This is a genomic window from Proteus sp. CD3 (genome assembly GCF_008808075.1).
GTDB classification, from domain to species: Bacteria; Pseudomonadota; Gammaproteobacteria; order Enterobacterales; family Enterobacteriaceae; genus Proteus; species Proteus appendicitidis.
Map to the genome: position 1 here is coordinate 1,494,686 of NZ_CP019686.1, position 18,038 is coordinate 1,512,723.

An 18,038-nucleotide genomic window follows, 5' to 3' on the forward strand; every position below is an offset into this window, starting at 1 on the left:
ATAAAAATCCTAAGCCCTGAATGCAAGGCTTAGGATATAGTGCATTATTTCACTTCAACAATATCGAGCTTATTTTGGCTAAAGTCAGGACGTTCATCATCTTCTTCTTGGAACATCACTGGAACGGCTGGAATATCATCTTTATCAAAAGCTAAGTCGCCACCATTAATGACTTCATCACCATGTTTGATATTAGCAAAATCAAATAATTGAGTATCACATAAGTGTGATGGAACAATATTTTGTGTTGCTCTAAACATGGTTTCAATACGACCAGGGTAACGCTTATCCCAATCTCTTAGCATCTCTTTAATCACTTGACGTTGGAGATTAGGCTGGGAGCCACAAAGATTACAAGGAATAATTGGAAACTGTTTTGCTTGTGCAAAACGCTCAATATCTTTTTCACGAGCGTAAGCAAGAGGGCGAATAACGATTTGTTTGCCATCGTCACTCATTAATTTCGGTGGCATACCTTTAAGTTTTCCACCATAAAACATATTTAAGAATAATGTTTCTAAAATATCATCACGATGGTGCCCTAAAGCAATTTTAGTTGCGCCAAGTTCTGTCGCTGTGCGATATAAAATACCACGACGTAAACGTGAGCATAAAGAGCAGGTTGTTTTACCTTCAGGAATAATATCTTTAACGATCCCATAGGTATTCTCTTCAACAATTTTATATTCCACACCAAGCTCATTTAAATACTCAGGTAAAATATGCTCAGGGAATCCGGGTTGTTTTTGGTCTAAATTGACTGCAACAAGTGAAAAGTTAATTGGCGCACTTTTTTGCAGATTCATTAAGATAGAAAGTAGCGTGTAGCTATCTTTACCACCAGAAAGGCAGACCATGATTTTGTCGCCGTCTTCAATCATATTAAAGTCAGCGATAGCTTGCCCAACATCACGGCGTAAGCGTTTTTGTAGTTTGTTGAAATTATACTGCTCTTTTGGGATGCTCATTTTTTACGGTTCTATATCGTTGCTGATTATTCTGTAACTTGCTAACCAAGGCTTTGTTCTTCGCTGTTCTGAGACCTTAACAATATGATAAATCAATAAAATATCTTATAGGCTCCAATAATCAGTTGTGTGCAAAACAAAGTTATTTATGGCAAGAAAATTGATAAGTCGCCAATGATACCAGATGGTAGGGTAGTTTCGATATAGATAACTATAGTTAAGCGATTTCAAGGCAGTAAAAAAGTAAGAAGTTATAGCCTTATATAAACTGAATAAGGCTATAAACTTTTTGTATCACTCGGTGATTATTAATAGGCATAGACCTTAATCTTAATAAGATATTGTTGGTAGTTCACGTAAAATAGAATTTTTTCTACGTTCAGCGGTCAATTGTGACAATTCATTATCAGAGACAAAAATTAAGGCATCTTGAGGACAAAATTCAACACAAGCAGGTCCTTGTTCTCTATGATTGCATAAATCACATTTAACGATATCAATGTGAAACTGCTGACCAAGATCTAAACAAGAAGTAGGTACGGAATGCGCTTTTTTCTCAAGTTCAATGGCGCCAAAAGGACAAGCTAAAAGGCAAGCTCTACATCCAATGCAATTTTCAGGATGAGTTTCGACAAAATTTTCACCACGCACTAATGCTTTTGTCTGGCAAGCTTGGGCGCAGGGAGCATCTTCACATTGATGGCAAACAGAAGCTGTAAATTGATGCATTAATTTAATAATGCGGATCCTCGGATGAAAATTCTTTTTATTGAGAAAATCATTTCCATCTTTTTCTGATGTATGACCGACTGAACAAACAACTTCACATGTCTTACAGCCAATACATTTTTTAGAGTCAATAACAATTTGGCTATTCATCTCAGTACCTATTTATAGGGTTATATAATTTATAATATAATGAATGGCAGTTTATTTTAGTAATATTAATCAAAATTATCTCTAGTAAATAAGGTTAAATAATAACAATTAAATAAAAAAGAATTTTTAAACTTAACTCAAATGAGAATGAATACTATTTAATAAAGTAATAGATATAAGATTTTATAATATACATAAATAATCTTAGATGAAAAAACGGCAATCTTATTTCGATTGCCGTTTCTTTTAATGGATATTTGTTATTAAAATTATGATGATAATGTGGCTAATTTAGTCGCGAATCCCATAAAGAAAAGCCCGATAACACCATTACCTAATTTAGCGATATTTTTACGGGAGCCAAAGAAACGAGCAAGGGCTACGCCACCAAATATTAGAAAAGAGAGATAGATAAAACTAAATGCTTCAAGCATGGAGGCGAGGATTAAATAAGATAATCCAGTATGTGCATAATTAAAATCAATAAATTGAACAAAAAATGAAATATAAAATAAAATCGCTTTAGGATTGGTTAGACTTAATGTAAGTGCTTTTCTAAAAACGTGTTTCTGTACCGTTGTTGTTTGTTCTGAATGTACTTTTTTGGAGAAAAAAGTTGCGTGGATAATTTTTATTCCCAAATAGAGAAGATAAAAAGCACCTAAAAAACGAACAATAGTAAAGAGTACAGGAGAGGCTTTGATAACAGATGCAACACCAATAAAGGCGAGAAAAATTAAAATAGCATCACCTAAGAACACACCAAATGCAGCACGATACCCATCGCGAACACCACCAGATGCACTTGTTTTTAGCACATAGAGCGTATTCGGACCTGGAACAAGGATAATAAAAAACATGCCTGCAAGGTATGTCCAGATATTGAGTACACCAAATTGTTCAAGCCACACGTTAACCCCCAATCCTACTTTCTCTGCATTACTTAATGAATTGCTATTATATAAAGAGAATCCGCATTATTTAAACGTATATTTTTATCGATATTGAGAATAAATTTTTGATATTTACTGCCTACAGTGTAAAAAACAAGCCTTTTTTATCATTTAAAGATGAATATTGCCTGAAACACTAGAAGACTTCGTAAAAATAGTAGAAGCAAACTATCCAGAGCAACAAAAAAGTATTAATTACCTTTTATCTGAAAGCATAAGCCCAATCGATGATGTAAATGTGTTTATACAAAAAGCAAAGCTATTTACTCATTGGTTAGAAATCGAGTGTTTAAAGAAAGATAAAGAGGATAGCCTGAAATGCTAAGACAGTTTTTATTGTTTTAAAGAAGCATTTTTCGTATGTAAAGAGTCTAGATCTCTTAAGTTAACTAGATTATATTTGTCTGTGTTTTTATACAGTATATTGTGTTATTTAATTACGGTAAGGAAAATGTGATGTTAAAAGTGATTGCCGAAGATTTTATTAAAACAGAAGCGATAGAAACTGTTTTACCTCTTTATCGTGAACTTGTTGAAGCGACTAAGAAAGAGCCTCTGTGTATTAGCTATAATTTATATGTTGATGAAAAAGATCCAGGTCACTTTGTCTTTGTTGAACAATGGCCTGATCATGCTGCACTTGATGTGCATTGTGCTAGTGAACATTTTCAGCGATTAGTCCCGATGATTAATGCATATAAAAAAGCAGAGCCTAAATTTTTACTTATGGCAGATGCTTTTGATGAAAAACAAGAGTAATAAAACTCGGTTCATTTATAATGGGCGCACTAAATAATAAGAAGTAAAACAAGAGAGAAGGTGATGTTAGCGAAGTACATATCTCAAATTGTTAACCAAGAAGATAGCTATCAAATTTTAAGTACCCAGAATTTTTTGGATAACTTAACAGAAATAACCAGAGCAACTCATACTTGGTTATTTCCTGATGGTGTCATCTTGAAATGCACAGAAGAGATAGAAACAGAACACTATGATAATGACGCTCAATGTCCTGAACATTGGATAACTTGGGAAATTGTAGAGTCAAATAACAAGCTAATTTCTCCTTGTAGAAAAGAATTTTTTAATTTATGCCAGCAAAGTTTTTGGTTAAAAATGCAACTTGCTAATAATACATAAAAGAAAAGCCACTTTATAAGATATGGGTTACCGTTTCTAAATTTAAGCTAATAAATAATATTTTTAACAGGTCACGTTATGTGACCTTTTTAGTTTTTATAAAATAGAAATATAAATAATATAAAAATTAATTAACTTATCTGAAATTTAATGCTTTTTATTTTTCTTTATTTGAATGTAACCCTTTATTATCAATATTTATTTAAAATAATATATTTATTGTTTTCACATTGAAAATAAACCATTCATCTATTTTTTAATTTGATTTATTATTTTAAGTGAGGTTTAAGTTCAATAATATTGAATTAATTGTAATTTAAATTATATTTCTTTCTTAGTCTTATATTCTTAATTGAAAAATAATATCGAGATGTTTAATGAAAAATAAACTGTTTATTTCAATCACAGCTATTCTATCATCAATGATAACATTTAATGCATCTGCTACATTAAAAAACACATTGTCTCTAGGCTATGCACAAAGCCAGATAAAAGTAGATAGCGATAAGGTAGATGAAGATCCTAAAGGATTTAATATTAAGTATGATCGTAAGATAGATAATGGTTTGGGGATTATAGGCTCGTTTTCTTATAATAATAAAAGATATAATTGCTATGATAAGAATGATAAAAGTACCGGGCATGCTGATGTTAATTATTATTTATTTTCAGGCGGACCAAGTTATCGTTTTAATGAATATATTAATGCGTATGGTTTAATCGGTACCAGTGTTTTTAATGTTAATTATAAAATTCCTGATACTGAACAGCATGAAAGCAAAGTATCTATAAGTTATGGATTAGGTTTACAGATTAATCCAATCCCAAACGTAGCAATTGATGCATCTTATGAATACTCAAAATTAGATGATATGAAATTTGGTACTTGGGTATTAGGTGTGGGTTACCGTTTCTAATTTTCAGCAATAAATAATATTTTTAAAAGGTCACGGTATGTGGCCTTTTTGTGAATACAAATGTAAATGCATCACTATATGTAGGATATTCATGTAGGATATTCACTTATCAAAGCGTATTAAATATACATTAAATGTGTGCTTTTTATTTGGGATGCTTGACTGTTAATAAAGGACCTTTAAGATACCCATATTTTATGTAGAGGAAATTATGTTAACTATAATAAAAGCAGAACCTTCACACTATGATGAAATGATTGCAGTTTGGGAGTCTTCAGTTAGAGCAACGCATGCCTTTCTATCAGAAGATATCATCTTATCGCTTAAAAAGGATATTGTAGAACAGTATTTCCCTATGCTTAATACTTATATTGCGATAGACAATAATAATGTTATTCATGGGATTTTAGGCACAGCAGAAAATAAGTTAGAAATGCTTTTTATCGATGCGAATTCTAGAGGGCATGGCTGTGGTAAATTACTTACAACTTTCGCGATAAATACACTGCATATTGATGAATTAGATGTAAATGAGCAAAATCCTCAAGCAATTGGCTTTTATCTTCATATTGGATTTGAGCAAATAGGGCGTTCAGAATTAGATGGGCAAGGTAATCCTTTTCCACTGTTACATTTAAGATTAAATAAAAGTAAGTACAAATACTAAATACAAGTACCAAATAAAGAAATATTAAAGATACAAAATAGGGGGGAGGTGAAGATTATCTCTATTTATCTTGTATAAATAATAATTATCCACTCAAGTTTGATTTATATCGTGATAAATCCCCTGCTTTAATGAAATAATTTTTTCATAATTAAATAGATCTAACACAACAGTGGAATAGCTATGAAAAAAAACTTAGTTGTTATTTTATCTTTATTTTTACTACCTGCTTGCTCTGAATCACAAGAAAATAAAGTTATTGAATATTGTATGGATACATTAAGTGTCTATAGCCATGTGAGCAAAGACCAATGTTTGTGTTTTTATAATGAAGCAAGTAATAAATTTTCTTCAACTGAAATAGATAGAATGGTCAAATCACCACCAATAAAACAAGACAGTACACTCACAAGAGAGGGCACGATGTTTTTAACTATTGCTCATTCATCTAAATGCTTTGAGTAACAGATATTACACGCAATAAGTGACTTTTATTCATTTTATTTCAGAGCGAAATAAAAAAATCACCTGCTAAAATATAAGCAGGTGAAGATAAAAGTGATTATGATTTCCAAATAATATGGAACATAGGCTGTAGTGGATCGCGACTAATTAGGACTCGACCAAAAATATCATCAATATCGGAATCATCGTCTGGAGCAAGACCAATAATTACTTCGCTAAAACGGGCTGGTGTGACAGGCTGGCCAACAATAAATTGCCAATCATTACCTAATGGAACCACTTCCGCTGCGCCCCTTTCTTCAAATTGCAGGTTAAACAATAATTGGTCTGCAACATCTAAATTATCAGCTGCTTGGGCTAAAAATAGATCATAAGCTTGTTCTAGAGCATCGTCTTCACTGATTAAAGTTGGTTCATTCATGGTAATGCCTGTCTATTGTTCCAATAATTATCGTGTTATTTGTATCGCATTTTTACTAATTTAGCACAGTTATTTATTGCCAGTTCTTAGTAGTCTATTGATTATAACATTTCTGTTATAACAGAGGGCTAAAGAAATAGCAGATACGCTCTAATACACGATTGAAGAATGGTCGTTTTTCCCATTCATCGATGGTTAGCTCTGTTGAGCGGGCAATATAATCATATTGAACAATGCTTAAGTCACTACCAAAACCTTCATCATCAATGACAACTGTAATTTCAAAGTTTAACCATAAACTACGCATATCAAGGTTAACTGAACCTACCATACTAAGTTGTCCATCAACCATCACGCTTTTAGTGTGTAATAAACCATCTTCAAATTGGAATATTTTTACACCAGATTCGAGCATTTCTGTAAAGAATGAACGGCTTGCCCAACGTACCAAGAAAGAGTCATTACTGCGAGGAACAATAATACTTACATTAACACCTCGCATTGCAGCGGTTGAGATTGCATGGGCAAGATCATCGCTAGGCACAAAATAAGGCGTTGTCAGTACCAATTCTTTTCTTGCAGAATAAATGGCTGTAATAAGTGATTGCTGGATTAGCTCATCAGGAAATCCAGGACCTGAGGCGATGACTTGTGTTGTATGACCGCTTTCTTGTTCACAAGGCATAATATTATCGTCAGGTGGAGGGGGTAAATGACGTTCACCTGTTTCCATTTCCCAGTCAAAGGCATAAATCATACCTAATGTAGTTGATACTGGGCCTTCCATTCTTACCATAATATCAATCCATTGACCAACACCGGAATCTTGCTTGAAATAACGAGGATCGACCATATTCATGCTTCCTGTGTAGGAAATATAATTGTCGATCAATACGATTTTTCGATGTTGGCGCAAATCCATGCGGCGTAAGAAGAAACGGAATAAGTTAACATGCAGTGATTCAACAAATTCAATACCTGCGGCTCTCATTACTTTTGGGCCATTAGTACGGAAGAAATTCCAACTACCCGCAGAGTCAACCATGACTCGACATTTTACACCGCGTTTAGCGGCTCTGATTAAGGCGTCGGTTACTTCATCGACTAAACCTCCTGATTGCCAAATATAGAAGACCATTTCAATATTATCACGCGCATTATTAATATCGCGTGTAATTGAATTTAGTGAATCTTCACAGGTGGTTAAAAGTTCAATTTTGTTACCTTTAACACCTTTAATACCTTGGCGTTTAGCGGTTAACTGGAAAAGAGGAGTAGCAATATCACTCGTACTTGTAGCAAAGATATGTTTACATTTCCTCAATTCTTCGAGCCACGCAACAACAGAAGGCCACATCTGTTTAGCATGTTCAACGCGTCGTTTCCCTAGGTGTAATTCACCAAAAGCAAAATACGCAATAACCCCAACTAATGGCAGAATATAGATGATCAATAACCATGTCATTGTTGATGTAACGGGTCGTCGATGCATTAGGACACGAAATGTGACCCCCGCAATTAATAGCCAATAGAAGAAAAAGGTTAGCCAACTTAATACAGTATAAAATGTTGTCATAGTAGAGCTATTTTCCGTTGAAAATGAATTGCATGGATAAGCTAAAGGCAATTTACTAAAAATAGTCCATTATTTTTGTTATTTGCCGAATGTTGCTATTAAATCAGGATTATTATCTCTGTCAAATCTCTTTCTTAAGAGATAAGCATTAAATAAGTAATAAGATACAACTCTTTATTCATTTTTTCTCTGTGAGAAATGCTGAAATAATGGAGGAAATTCAAGCAAATCATAAATCACCCCTTGGATCACAAAATGAACGTCTTATAATAGTCCACTTATTCGAAAAAATAGGTGCTGATAGCATGAGACACAGTAGGACTGAAGTAGCTCGTTGGCGGATGATGAGACAAGCTATACGTAAACGACGTCGATGGTTAGAAGGGCAATCTCGTCGTAATTTCCGAATTTATAAACTGCGTAAACTTGATACTTCTAGAAAACATAGAGCACTTTTATTTGTACAACACATAGAATGGAACTCATAATTTCACTTTTTAACAGTTAATATCAATCATTTTACTAAACGTTATTGAATATGATTGCTATTTGCATTTAAACTAGGGGCATTATTTTTTCTTTAGGTGAAATAAGATCAGTTATGCGTTGGAAGCTTTGGGTATTCATATCGCTTTGTCTACATGCCTCACTTGTTGCGGCTGCGATGTTATATGTTGTAGAAGATAAGCCAGTTACACCGGAGCCTATCTCTATACAGATGTTGGCATTTGCAGCAGACGAGCCTGCAGGTGAACCAGAACCAGTGGTTGAAGAAGTTACTCCTCCAGAACCGGAACCGGTTGTTGAGCCAGAACCCGAGCCAGAACCTATTCCTGATGTAAAACCTATTATCGAAAAACCAATAGAGAAAAAACCAGAACCAAAACCTAAGCCTAAGCCAAAACCAGTGGACAAACCGAAACCGCCTGTTGAGCGACCACAACCTTTAGTTGTTAATAAAGGTAATGATCTCAAAAATCTTAACCCGACGGCTAAGCCAAGTGATAAAGGCGATGAAAAACCAGTTGCAGTGGCAAGCAGTGGTGAAGGCAGAGTACCAAATGTATTACGCCAAGGTTTACCTGAATATCCTTCGCGAGCAAAAGCTGTGGGTATTGAAGGGGCTATAAAAGTTCGTTTTGATGTTGATGCTGATGGACGTGTAGATAATGTAGAAATACTTTCTGCTGATCCTAAGAATGTATTTGAGAGAGATGTTAAAAGAGCGATGCGCCAATGGCGTTATGAAAAAATTCCTTATAAAGGAAAAGTGATCCTCATTGAGTTCAAAATGACAGGGATATCAGCAAGCTAATTTTTATAAAGTTAGCGGTTAAACAAAGCGATATCACTATCTGATAGCAGATAAATAAAAGGCACTTTAATAAGTGCCTTTTTTAGTACTCAACTTTTAATCCTGTCACGCGATTAGTGTCGTAATCAAATTATCGTAATAACGTTTTATTCCATGGTACTTGTTAGCGTGAAGTGAGCTTTACCTTCAGGTAAGCGACGAGCTGAATTGTTCTCGTCAACGGCAACATAGGTAAACACCGCCTCTGTTGCACGATAGCGTTGGCCAACAGGTTCTGTGGCAACTTTTTTAACCCATACTTCAATATTAACAGTAATTGAAGAGTTACCTGTTTTTAAGCAACGCGCATAGCAACAAACGACATCGCCAACAGCAACAGGTTTAAGAAAGGTAATGCCTGTTACACTTACAGTAACGACACGACCTAACGCAATTTCTTTTGCTAAAATTGCACCACCGATGTCCATTTGAGACATTAACCAGCCACCGAAAATATCACCATTGGCGTTAGTATCAGCAGGCATGGCAAGGGTACGTAAAACTAGCTCACCATTAGGCAAAGATTGTTGTTCAGTCATGGGAATTAAGGTATCTGTAAATAATGTTGAAACCAAGGAGATAGTTACTCGTCATACTTCAAGTTGCCGCTATTAGAGTAGCTACAGGCTATGCTCTAATAGCTACAACTTAAATTATTTAGAACACATATCTTCCAATAAAATAAAAATGATTATTCAGATTTTGAATGAGCATCGTGTGATGTCGGTTTAGATGCTTGCTTTGTCATATTATCTGATAATTCGTGTTCACTATTTTCTGTCGCTTCGTCATCGGTTTGTTCTTCTGGTAAACGGTTATTCCAGATATAAACCACGCTGGCGATAGTAAAGATAAAGGTTAAAATAGTTAAGCCAAAGACTTTAAAATTAACCCAAGTCTCTTCTGCCAAAGAAAATGCCACATAAATATTACCAAGAGCGCAAGCAAAAAAGAAAATCACCCATGCAATATTGAGTTTTTTCCAATTTGCAGGCGGCATAGCTAGCTCTTTGCCTAACATTCTTTCCATTAACGTTTTTGGCGTAAATAACTGCATACCAATTAAAACGAGGGCAAAAATGGCATATATAGCCGTCACTTTCCATTTAATAAAATCAGCAGAATGGAAGAATATGGTTAAGGAGCCAAAAATAGTGACCACGATAGCGGTAATGAGTGGCGCTTTCTCAACTTTATGGAAAATAAGCCATGTTAAACCAACTGAGATCCACGTCGCGATAATTAATGCACCTGAAGCATAGAAAATATCTTGCCATTTATAGAAGATAAAAAACACTAATAGTGGAGCAAAATCAAGTAATTGCTTAAGCCAGCCATTTTTCATAACAGATAGGAACCTATGGTAATTAAATTCATAAACTTGGCTATTCTAATGCAAAGCGACAGAAAATGGGTAAACAATTGCATATCTTTAACGACAGAGTGTTAATTTATACAAAAAATGCGAGTTTTATCTGAAATAACTCAATGAAAAATCAATGTAATTGCATTTATGTAAAATTAAAACTCAAGCTTGAGTTATGAAAGAGGATTTAAATATTACACTAGTATATGATTCATTAACTCATCATTATCACCCGCCACTTTTTGATGAATGCATAAATAAAAAAGTATTTCTGATAAGAGGACATCAATGAACGGAAAAAGAATAATAAAATGGATGCCAGGATTAGGCTTATTATTTAACTATAAGCGTGAATATTTTGGCTATGACTTAAAAGCAGGGCTTTCAGTGGCCGCTGTCGCACTACCAGTTGCCATTGCGTATACCGAATTATTAGGCATTAATGCTATTGTTGGATTATATGCTTGTATTTTACCCATGATTATTTATGCATTATTTGGTACTTCTCGACAATTAATTACGGGGCCTGATGCAGCAACGTGTGCCGTTATTGCGGCGGTTGTTATTCCATTATCTGCTGGTGATGAAAATACACGATGGCAACTTGCAATTATCATGACGGCAATGACGGGTTTTTGGTGTATTTTAGCCAGTCATTTTCGGTTAGGGGCTTTTACTGATTTTCTGTCTCGTCCTATTCTTCAAGGTTTATTAAATGGTGTGGCGATCACCATTATGGTTGGGCAACTTAGTAAAGTATTTGGTTTTGATACTTCCCCAGACCACTTAATTGAAAAACTCATTGAAGTTCCATTTCGATTAATGGATGCACATTTACCTACGCTATTGATGTCAGCGATAACACTCGCCTTATTATTGGGTATTCGCTATTTTCGGAGCCGATGGCCAGCGCCATTAATTGCCATGGTTGTGATGACTTATCTGAGTTGGCAATTTGATTTAGCAAGCTATGGTATTGCTATTGTGAATAAAGAGGCAGGAAATGTTGACCTATTTTTACCAGTCGTCTCGATGAGTGGATTTCATCCCAGTGTATTACGAGAATTATTAGTTCCATCCATAAACTTAGCGGTAATTAGCTTTGTGAGCTTTATGATGACCGCACGTAGTTTTGCCAGTAAAAATGGTTATGACGTCGATGCAGACCAAGAATTAAAAGCATTAGGTATTGCCAATATTGCGTCGGCTCTTTCTCAAGGATTTGCTGTCAGTGCGGCAAGTAGCCGTACTGCAGTCAATGATTCAGTTGGTGGAAAAACGCAGTTAGTATCTATTATTGCCGCACTGGTGATCCTACTAGTGCTATTATTTATGACCGATTTTCTCGCCTATATTTCATTATCTTCACTCGGCATTGTGTTGATCGTCTCTTCATGGTCATTGCTGAGTATTCGTCATATTTGGTCTTATCGTAAACGTAATAAACAAGCATTCACATTGGCATCATTTACCTTATTAGCGGTGTTATTAGCAGGGTTAATTAATGGTATTGGTTTTGCGGTTTTATTAGGTTTATTACAATTTTTACGTATTGTTTTCCGACCTAGCGATCAGTTATTGGGTGTTGATGAACAAGGAATGGTTCATTCAATGAATAAGGATAATGGCATAGAGCCTATTGATGGTTTAATGATGTACCGTTTTAATTCACCCCTGACATATTTTAATGTGGGTTATTTTAAAAAACGAGTACTACAACTGGTTGATAGCGCACCTCAAAGACCGGCATGGTTAGCGGTAGATGCTGCTGTAAGCTTTACTTATGACGATGTTAGCGTATTTGCTGCTATTGATGAATTAATACGAGAGTTACGAATAAAAGGCGTTAAATTGGTTTTAGCAGGGCGTAGAACCGAGTTAAATCGCTGGATTGAACGCAACAGAATTTCACTTAATGAAGATGACCTGATTATTGCCCCCGATCTTTATTTTGTGATCCGACTGTATCAAAGCCGACAGCAGATCAAAGAAAAACAGAAAGAGGCAAGGAAAGAGGCGCTAAAACAAGACGCTGAAAATAATGATGAGAATACATTAGAAGTGCCAACAACGAGCCATACATCTACTCTTTAAGTGTATTGGTTAAACTTTATTGGTACATAATAATTGGTGCATAATCATCGGTGCATAATAAATAAAAAAATCCCGTGATAAGTGATTAGCTTATACACGGGATTTTTAATAGATGGTGATAATAGAATAAATTAGCGCTGTTGCGTTGTGTATTTGTTTTCAACCAACATAAACAAACGGAATAGATAAATAATCATCCAAGCCGAAGCCATATTTTTTAGGAAGTAGAATAAGAAGTTATGGATAACATCAGGTAGTTGAATTGTAAGATTACTCACAAAACCAATGCCGAATTGCAATAAGATCCAAATACCTAAAGCAGGGATCAGCGCAGCCGACTCACTAAATCCAACTTTCCAGCCCAAACGTATTGCACTTCCCATATTTTGTTGACGTACTAAAACAACGGGGGCTAATGCAAAACCAATTAATAAAATGATGCCAGGAATAATCATCACCATAAAACCCGCGCTAATCAAAATAGAGCACAGTACAACCAATAGGAACATTTTAGGTAAGCGAGGTAGGGCTGCATTAAATGTTTGACCTAAGGTGACGTTATGACCTGTGGAAATTGCCATGGTGAACATCAATAAGGTTAGAACCAAGATGCTTTGCTGTAATGTTTCAAATGCATACAGTGATAACACTTTTTTGGCAATACCCACGACACTGTTTGACATTGCTTCTAACTCAGCAGGAGAAGCAGAAGAAAGCTGTGTATTTTTAAAATTAGCCACAAATTCAATCATCAATTGGTACTCTTGAGGATTAGGACCAATGAAGACATGAATGAACGCTAAAATAATGGCAAGAATAGCGGAAAGAGTAACAATGCTACGTCGTTCATTCTTATAAAAATTAAGACTGTCTCGGTAGATTGTGCGTGCCGTGGTAGGCATGAAACTGCTCCTATAAAAATAGACTGTGTCAATGCGCGCTATTGTACCTTTTACAACAACAAAAAGGGATATTTTCTCTTACTTCTCTTATTTGGCTTGTTTCTTGATGTTGATAATCAGAACACCCTCATCACCGAAAATAAAATAAACATTATATTAACACAATAATAACTTTATTTTTAAATATGTCTTTTAAGGATATTTTTTATTCAAAAAATAACAGTAATAATAAATTTAATTATAAGAAAAAATGGTATTAATGTGTAATTTGATGTGGATCAATTATAAATAATAGTATTGATAAATAATAAAAAGAGAAATAACACTTTCTGCAAAAATAATTCCAAAGTTGTGATCGGCATTAGATCATAATTATCAATAAGTGGTTATATTTTTAGCGGAGATTTTACTTATTACAGGAATGGGTTAAATAATGAAAAAACTTTCTGCGCTTATTTTAGCGGCTGCAACTCTTGCGCCTTCTATTTCTTTTGCTCACCAAGCAGGTGATTTCTTATTCCGTGCAGGTACTGCAACAGTTCGTCCTAATGCGGGTTCTGATGATGTATTAGGTATTGGGCATTTTGAAGCTAATAATAATACCCAATTAGGTTTAACTTTCGGGTATATGATCACTGATAATATCGGTGTTGAGTTATTAGCAGCTACTCCTTTTGAGCACAAAGTATCATTAACAAACTTTGGTGAAATTGCGACTGTTAAACATTTACCACCAACATTAATGGCACAATATTACTTCGGTAATGGCGAAGATAAACTACGTCCTTATTTAGGTGCAGGTCTTAATTTTACCACTTTCTTTGATGAGAAATTCAATTCAGCGGGTAAAAATGCCGGCTTATCTGACTTAGATCTCAAGGATTCATGGGGCTTTGCAGCACAAGCAGGTTTAGATTATAACCTCGATAAAAACTGGATGCTGAATGCGTCTGTTTGGTGGATGAACATCGAAACGGATGTTAAATTTAAAGCGGGTGAAGATAGACAATCAATTAGCACACGTTTAGACCCATTTGTATTTATGTTTGGTGTGGGTTACCGTTTCTAATTATTCTTTCTTTAAAAGAATATCTCATAATGAAAAAGCGAAGATTACCTTCGCTTTTTTTTATCTTTTTGATTTACTAAAAATATTTCATTTCTAGATTATATACAGCTTCTTTTTTTATTATTAATACCTGAATTATGAGTTATTAAAAGCAGCGTTAAATAGGTAAATATACATCTGAAATAAGACATTTATCATTTTAACATTCATTAAAATGTATTTAATATACATCTTTTATTTATTGATATTATCAAAATAAAAAAGTGTAGTTTTATTTATTAAGAGTTGCTGGCATTTTAATGAGTAAAAGAGTGTATTTTATTGGTGTATTTAAAATGCATCTTTATATTTGAATTTAGTAAAACGGCTTTATCTATCAATGGATAGAAGAAAATAGAAAAAGAATAAAATGATATCAACATAGGAGATATTCAGGGTAATTAGGTGGTTAAATTACAACCTCAAAATGATTAATAATATTTATTATTTATTCTTTTTATGAGCTATTTTTAGCGAGAAATAAAGATAGGCACTTTTTAGCTTATTTGTCTTTTTTTGCAAAAATTGATCTGCTTTATGAAAGATTAAATGGTTAAGACAAAAGTTAGGACAAAAAAAGACCACCGAAGTGGTCTAAAAAGTAAGGCTAAAGGAAGACTAGAATAAAGAGAGGATCAGCGAATAACCATTGAGTTGATAACACCTTTTACGCCAGTCACTTTACGTGTTGTTTCAATAGCACGATTAGCATCCGCTTGAGAAGAGACAAAACCACTTAGTTGAACTTTGCCTTTAAATGTTTCCACGCTAATTTGTGTTGAGTTAAGATTTTTTTCACCGACTAATGCAGTTTTTACTTTAGTGGTGATCACTGAGTCATCAAAATAACCCCCAGTGCCCTCTGATGTTGCAGTGGGTGAACATGCAGATAAGGTAAATGCCATCAGCAATGCTGCCATAACGGCAGAGATTTTTGCCCATAGTTTCATTATCAAACTCCTTGTAATCACATTGTTGGTTGAGTATTTATGAAAAGAAAATATAAAGTACCTTATAAAGTATGACCAAAAAATAAAAATTCGCCCAATTTTAGATAAAAAGATTATTTGATTAAGAATATCGAAGAGTAAATAAGAGCGCGGTTTATCGCGGTTTCAGCAGTCAATGAGTGGGATTGAATAGATAATAAATTAAGAATAATCCGCTTAGAAAAATCGCAATTATTTCTCTAAAGCGGATCTTAGTCGGTGTATTTAAAGCAATTAGGCGAGGGTGGCTGCCTTCATCTCTTTCACAAATGTCGTCAGTGCTTTTAACATCACATCGGGTTGATGAAGATTTTTCTCAATAATTTGAACCACGGCAGAGCCTGAAATAGCCCCAGCCGCGCCATTTGCAATCGCTTCTTTCACTTGTTTAGGTTCTGAAATACCAAACCCTTGTAATGCAGGGGGAGCCTTATAGGTTTTTAGCTTATCAGTAAGATGTGTTAGTGATTGTTCTGCGCGTTTATCTGTACCAGTTACCCCTGCTCTTGATAGTAAATAGGTATAACCTTTACCTGATGCAGCCAACTCTTGTAAAAGTTCATCATCAGCATTAGGTGGGCAAATAAAAATAGGGCTGATATTGGCGCGTTGTGCTGCTTCACGAAACTCTTTTGATTCACGTAAAGGTACATCACCAATTAAAACAGAGTCCACGCCAGCTTGTTCGCATTTACTGTAAAAATTATCAATGCCATTACTAAAAACAAGGTTGGCATACACTAATAAGCCAATAGGAATATTAGGATGTTTTTTACGTACACTTGTTAAAAGTGCAAAGCAATCCGTGGGGGTGACACCTACATTCAGCGCCCGTAAATTAGCGCCTTGAATAGTAGGACCATCAGCAAGAGGATCGGAAAATGGAATACCAATCTCTAATGCATCTGCACCACCTTCAATTAACGCATCAATAATTTGTAATGACAGCTCAGGAGAAGGATCACCTAATGTGACAAAAGGAACGAATGCGCCTTGCTGTTTTTGTGCTAATGCTTCAAAGCATACTTGATAACGGCTCATTAGATTTCTCCTCTTGCTGCTAAAATATCGTTTACAGTAAAAATATCTTTATCACCACGACCTGATAAGTTCACAATTAATAGCTGCTCTTTGTCAGGATTTTGTGCAATTAATTTCAGTGCATAAGCCAATGCATGAGAAGATTCTAAAGCTGGAATAATCCCTTCACGGCGAGAAAGTGCTTTAAATGCTTCGATGGCTTCATCATCGGTAACAGAAACATAATCAGCACGACCAATGCTATTTAAATGTGCGTGTTGAGGTCCGACAGATGGGAAATCAAGACCTGCTGAAATTGAATATGACTCTTCAATTTGCCCTTCATCCGTCTGCATGATTGGGGATTTCATACCAAAATAGATCCCTAATTTTCCATGTTTTAGTGGTGCGCCATGTTCACCCGTTTCAATACCTTTACCCGCAGGTTCAACACCAATTAGTTGCACCGAAGTTTCTGGGATAAAGGAAGCAAATAAACCGATAGCGTTAGAACCACCGCCAATACAAGCGATAGCAGCATCAGGTAGACGACCTTCACGCTCTAGAATTTGTGCCTTAGCTTCATCACCAATCATACGTTGAAACTCACGGACAATGGTTGGATAAGGATGAGGACCTGCCGCAGTTCCTAATAAGTAATGCGCCCGATCGTAACAACCAGACCAGTCACGTAATGCTTCATTACACGCATCTTTTAAGGTAGATGAACCACTGTGAACAGGGATCACTTCGGCACCCATTAAGCGCATACGAAATACGTTAGGCGATTGACGTTCGACGTCTTTAGCCCCCATATAGATACGACATTTCATATTAAGTAGTGCGCAGGCTAAGGCTGTTGCAACACCGTGTTGACCCGCACCTGTTTCTGCAATAATTTCAGTTTTACCCATACGTTTTGCTAACAAGGCTTGACCCAATACTTGGTTAGTTTTATGCGCACCGCCATGCAGTAAATCTTCACGTTTTAGATATAAACGAGTTCGTGTGCCTTCCGTTAAATTACGACAGAGCGTAAGAGCCGTAGGTCTGCCAGCGTAATTTTTTAATAAATCTTGGAATTCTTGCTGAAAAGAGGGATCGTTTTGCGCATCAATAAAAGCTTGTTCGAGTTGATCCAATGCAGGAATTAAGATTTCAGGTACATATTGGCCACCAAATTCGCCAAAGTAGGGGTTAAGTTTTCTCATTGTGATGT

The 18,038-nt window shown here is 35.2% G+C and carries 20 protein-coding genes and 1 pseudogene; 10 read left to right on the forward strand and 11 right to left on the reverse strand.

Features of this window, described 5'->3' with window-relative positions; all coding sequences use genetic code 11:
* Nucleotides 1–44: 44 nt before the first annotated feature.
* The 3 genes from ttcA to leuE form a co-directional block, all read right to left on the reverse strand.
* Nucleotides 45–968 (reverse strand): tRNA 2-thiocytidine(32) synthetase TtcA, encoded by a 924-nt coding sequence (gene ttcA, locus BTA34_RS06860; protein WP_151435004.1) that lies wholly within the window; start codon nt 966–968, stop codon nt 45–47.
* Between the two features lie 330 nt (nt 969–1,298).
* Nucleotides 1,299–1,847 (reverse strand): 4Fe-4S dicluster domain-containing protein, encoded by a 549-nt coding sequence (locus tag BTA34_RS06865; RefSeq protein ID WP_151435005.1) that lies wholly within the window; start codon nt 1,845–1,847, stop codon nt 1,299–1,301.
* A gap of 269 nt (nt 1,848–2,116) precedes the next feature.
* Nucleotides 2,117–2,758 carry a leucine efflux protein LeuE gene (gene leuE, locus BTA34_RS06870; protein ID WP_196734308.1) on the reverse strand — a complete coding sequence of 214 codons (642 nt, stop codon included), beginning with the start codon at nt 2,756–2,758 and terminating at the stop codon, nt 2,117–2,119.
* Between the two features lie 166 nt (nt 2,759–2,924).
* Here leuE and BTA34_RS06875 point away from each other — a divergent pair, with 166 nt between their 5' ends.
* From BTA34_RS06875 to BTA34_RS06900, 6 genes are all read left to right on the forward strand, one after another.
* Nucleotides 2,925–3,125: a hypothetical protein gene (locus BTA34_RS06875; RefSeq protein WP_151435007.1), complete on the forward strand. Its 201-nt coding sequence runs from the start codon at nt 2,925–2,927 to the stop codon at nt 3,123–3,125.
* A gap of 131 nt (nt 3,126–3,256) precedes the next feature.
* Nucleotides 3,257–3,559: a putative quinol monooxygenase gene (locus BTA34_RS06880; protein WP_151435008.1), complete on the forward strand. Its 303-nt coding sequence runs from the start codon at nt 3,257–3,259 to the stop codon at nt 3,557–3,559.
* 63 nt (nt 3,560–3,622) lie between these two features.
* Nucleotides 3,623–3,940: a hypothetical protein gene (locus BTA34_RS06885; RefSeq protein WP_151435009.1), complete on the forward strand. Its 318-nt coding sequence runs from the start codon at nt 3,623–3,625 to the stop codon at nt 3,938–3,940.
* Between the two features lie 377 nt (nt 3,941–4,317).
* Nucleotides 4,318–4,857, forward strand: a complete 540-nt coding sequence (locus BTA34_RS06890; RefSeq protein WP_151435010.1) for an Ail/Lom family outer membrane beta-barrel protein — start codon at nt 4,318–4,320, stop codon at nt 4,855–4,857.
* A 211-nt stretch (nt 4,858–5,068) separates the two neighbouring features.
* Nucleotides 5,069–5,524 (forward strand): GNAT family N-acetyltransferase, encoded by a 456-nt coding sequence (locus BTA34_RS06895; RefSeq protein WP_151435011.1) that lies wholly within the window; start codon nt 5,069–5,071, stop codon nt 5,522–5,524.
* Nucleotides 5,525–5,707: 183 nt separating this feature from the next.
* A complete protein-coding gene (locus tag BTA34_RS06900; RefSeq protein WP_151435012.1) occupies nt 5,708–5,989 on the forward strand; it encodes a hypothetical protein in 282 nt (93 codons plus the stop codon).
* Nucleotides 5,990–6,086: 97 nt separating this feature from the next.
* Here the strand turns inward: BTA34_RS06900 and BTA34_RS06905 are convergent, their stop codons facing one another.
* Together BTA34_RS06905 and cls are read right to left on the reverse strand one after the other, a co-directional pair.
* Nucleotides 6,087–6,416: an HI1450 family dsDNA-mimic protein gene (locus tag BTA34_RS06905; RefSeq protein WP_409282945.1), complete on the reverse strand. Its 330-nt coding sequence runs from the start codon at nt 6,414–6,416 to the stop codon at nt 6,087–6,089.
* A gap of 109 nt (nt 6,417–6,525) precedes the next feature.
* On the reverse strand, nt 6,526–7,986 hold the full coding sequence (gene cls / locus BTA34_RS06910) for a cardiolipin synthase (RefSeq protein WP_151435014.1): 1,461 nt from the start codon (nt 7,984–7,986) through the stop codon (nt 6,526–6,528).
* Between the two features lie 305 nt (nt 7,987–8,291).
* Here cls and BTA34_RS06915 point away from each other — a divergent pair, with 305 nt between their 5' ends.
* The gene (locus BTA34_RS06915; protein WP_036913581.1) at nt 8,292–8,474 is read left to right on the forward strand and encodes a YciY family protein; all 183 of its coding nucleotides are present in this window, start codon (nt 8,292–8,294) and stop codon (nt 8,472–8,474) included.
* 113 nt (nt 8,475–8,587) lie between these two features.
* Nucleotides 8,588–9,301 (forward strand): TonB system transport protein TonB, encoded by a 714-nt coding sequence (tonB, locus tag BTA34_RS06920; RefSeq protein WP_151435015.1) that lies wholly within the window; start codon nt 8,588–8,590, stop codon nt 9,299–9,301.
* Nucleotides 9,302–9,447: 146 nt separating this feature from the next.
* On the opposite strand, the gene yciA is transcribed toward tonB, so the two are convergent.
* Nucleotides 9,448–9,879, reverse strand: a complete 432-nt coding sequence (gene yciA / locus BTA34_RS06925; protein ID WP_006536988.1) for an acyl-CoA thioester hydrolase YciA — start codon at nt 9,877–9,879, stop codon at nt 9,448–9,450.
* Nucleotides 9,880–10,136: 257 nt separating this feature from the next.
* Nucleotides 10,137–10,685: pseudogene (locus BTA34_RS06930) on the reverse strand (septation protein A); the annotation flags it as partial.
* 309 nt (nt 10,686–10,994) lie between these two features.
* Between BTA34_RS06930 and BTA34_RS06935 the strand changes: the two are divergent.
* Entirely contained in the window at nt 10,995–12,800 is a 1,806-nt protein-coding gene (locus tag BTA34_RS06935; RefSeq protein ID WP_265576290.1) for a SulP family inorganic anion transporter, read from the forward strand.
* Between the two features lie 131 nt (nt 12,801–12,931).
* Here BTA34_RS06935 and BTA34_RS06940 read toward each other — a convergent pair whose 3' ends face one another.
* Complete coding sequence (locus BTA34_RS06940; RefSeq protein WP_151435017.1) at nt 12,932–13,702, reverse strand: YciC family protein; 771 nt, start codon at nt 13,700–13,702, stop codon at nt 12,932–12,934.
* Nucleotides 13,703–14,135: 433 nt separating this feature from the next.
* On the opposite strand from BTA34_RS06940, the gene ompW reads away from it, so the two are divergent.
* Entirely contained in the window at nt 14,136–14,771 is a 636-nt protein-coding gene (gene ompW, locus BTA34_RS06945) for an outer membrane protein OmpW (RefSeq protein WP_151435018.1), read from the forward strand.
* A 674-nt stretch (nt 14,772–15,445) separates the two neighbouring features.
* Here the strand turns inward: ompW and BTA34_RS06950 are convergent.
* The 3 genes from BTA34_RS06950 to trpB form a co-directional block, all read right to left on the reverse strand.
* Nucleotides 15,446–15,760 (reverse strand): BON domain-containing protein, encoded by a 315-nt coding sequence (locus BTA34_RS06950; RefSeq protein WP_151435019.1) that lies wholly within the window; start codon nt 15,758–15,760, stop codon nt 15,446–15,448.
* A gap of 273 nt (nt 15,761–16,033) precedes the next feature.
* Nucleotides 16,034–16,840, reverse strand: a complete 807-nt coding sequence (gene trpA, locus BTA34_RS06955) for a tryptophan synthase subunit alpha (protein WP_151435020.1) — start codon at nt 16,838–16,840, stop codon at nt 16,034–16,036.
* Nucleotides 16,840–18,030, reverse strand: a complete 1,191-nt coding sequence (gene trpB / locus BTA34_RS06960) for a tryptophan synthase subunit beta (protein WP_036937130.1) — start codon at nt 18,028–18,030, stop codon at nt 16,840–16,842. The genes trpA and trpB overlap by 1 nt, the downstream gene beginning before the upstream one ends.
* Nucleotides 18,031–18,038 lie beyond the last annotated feature (8 nt).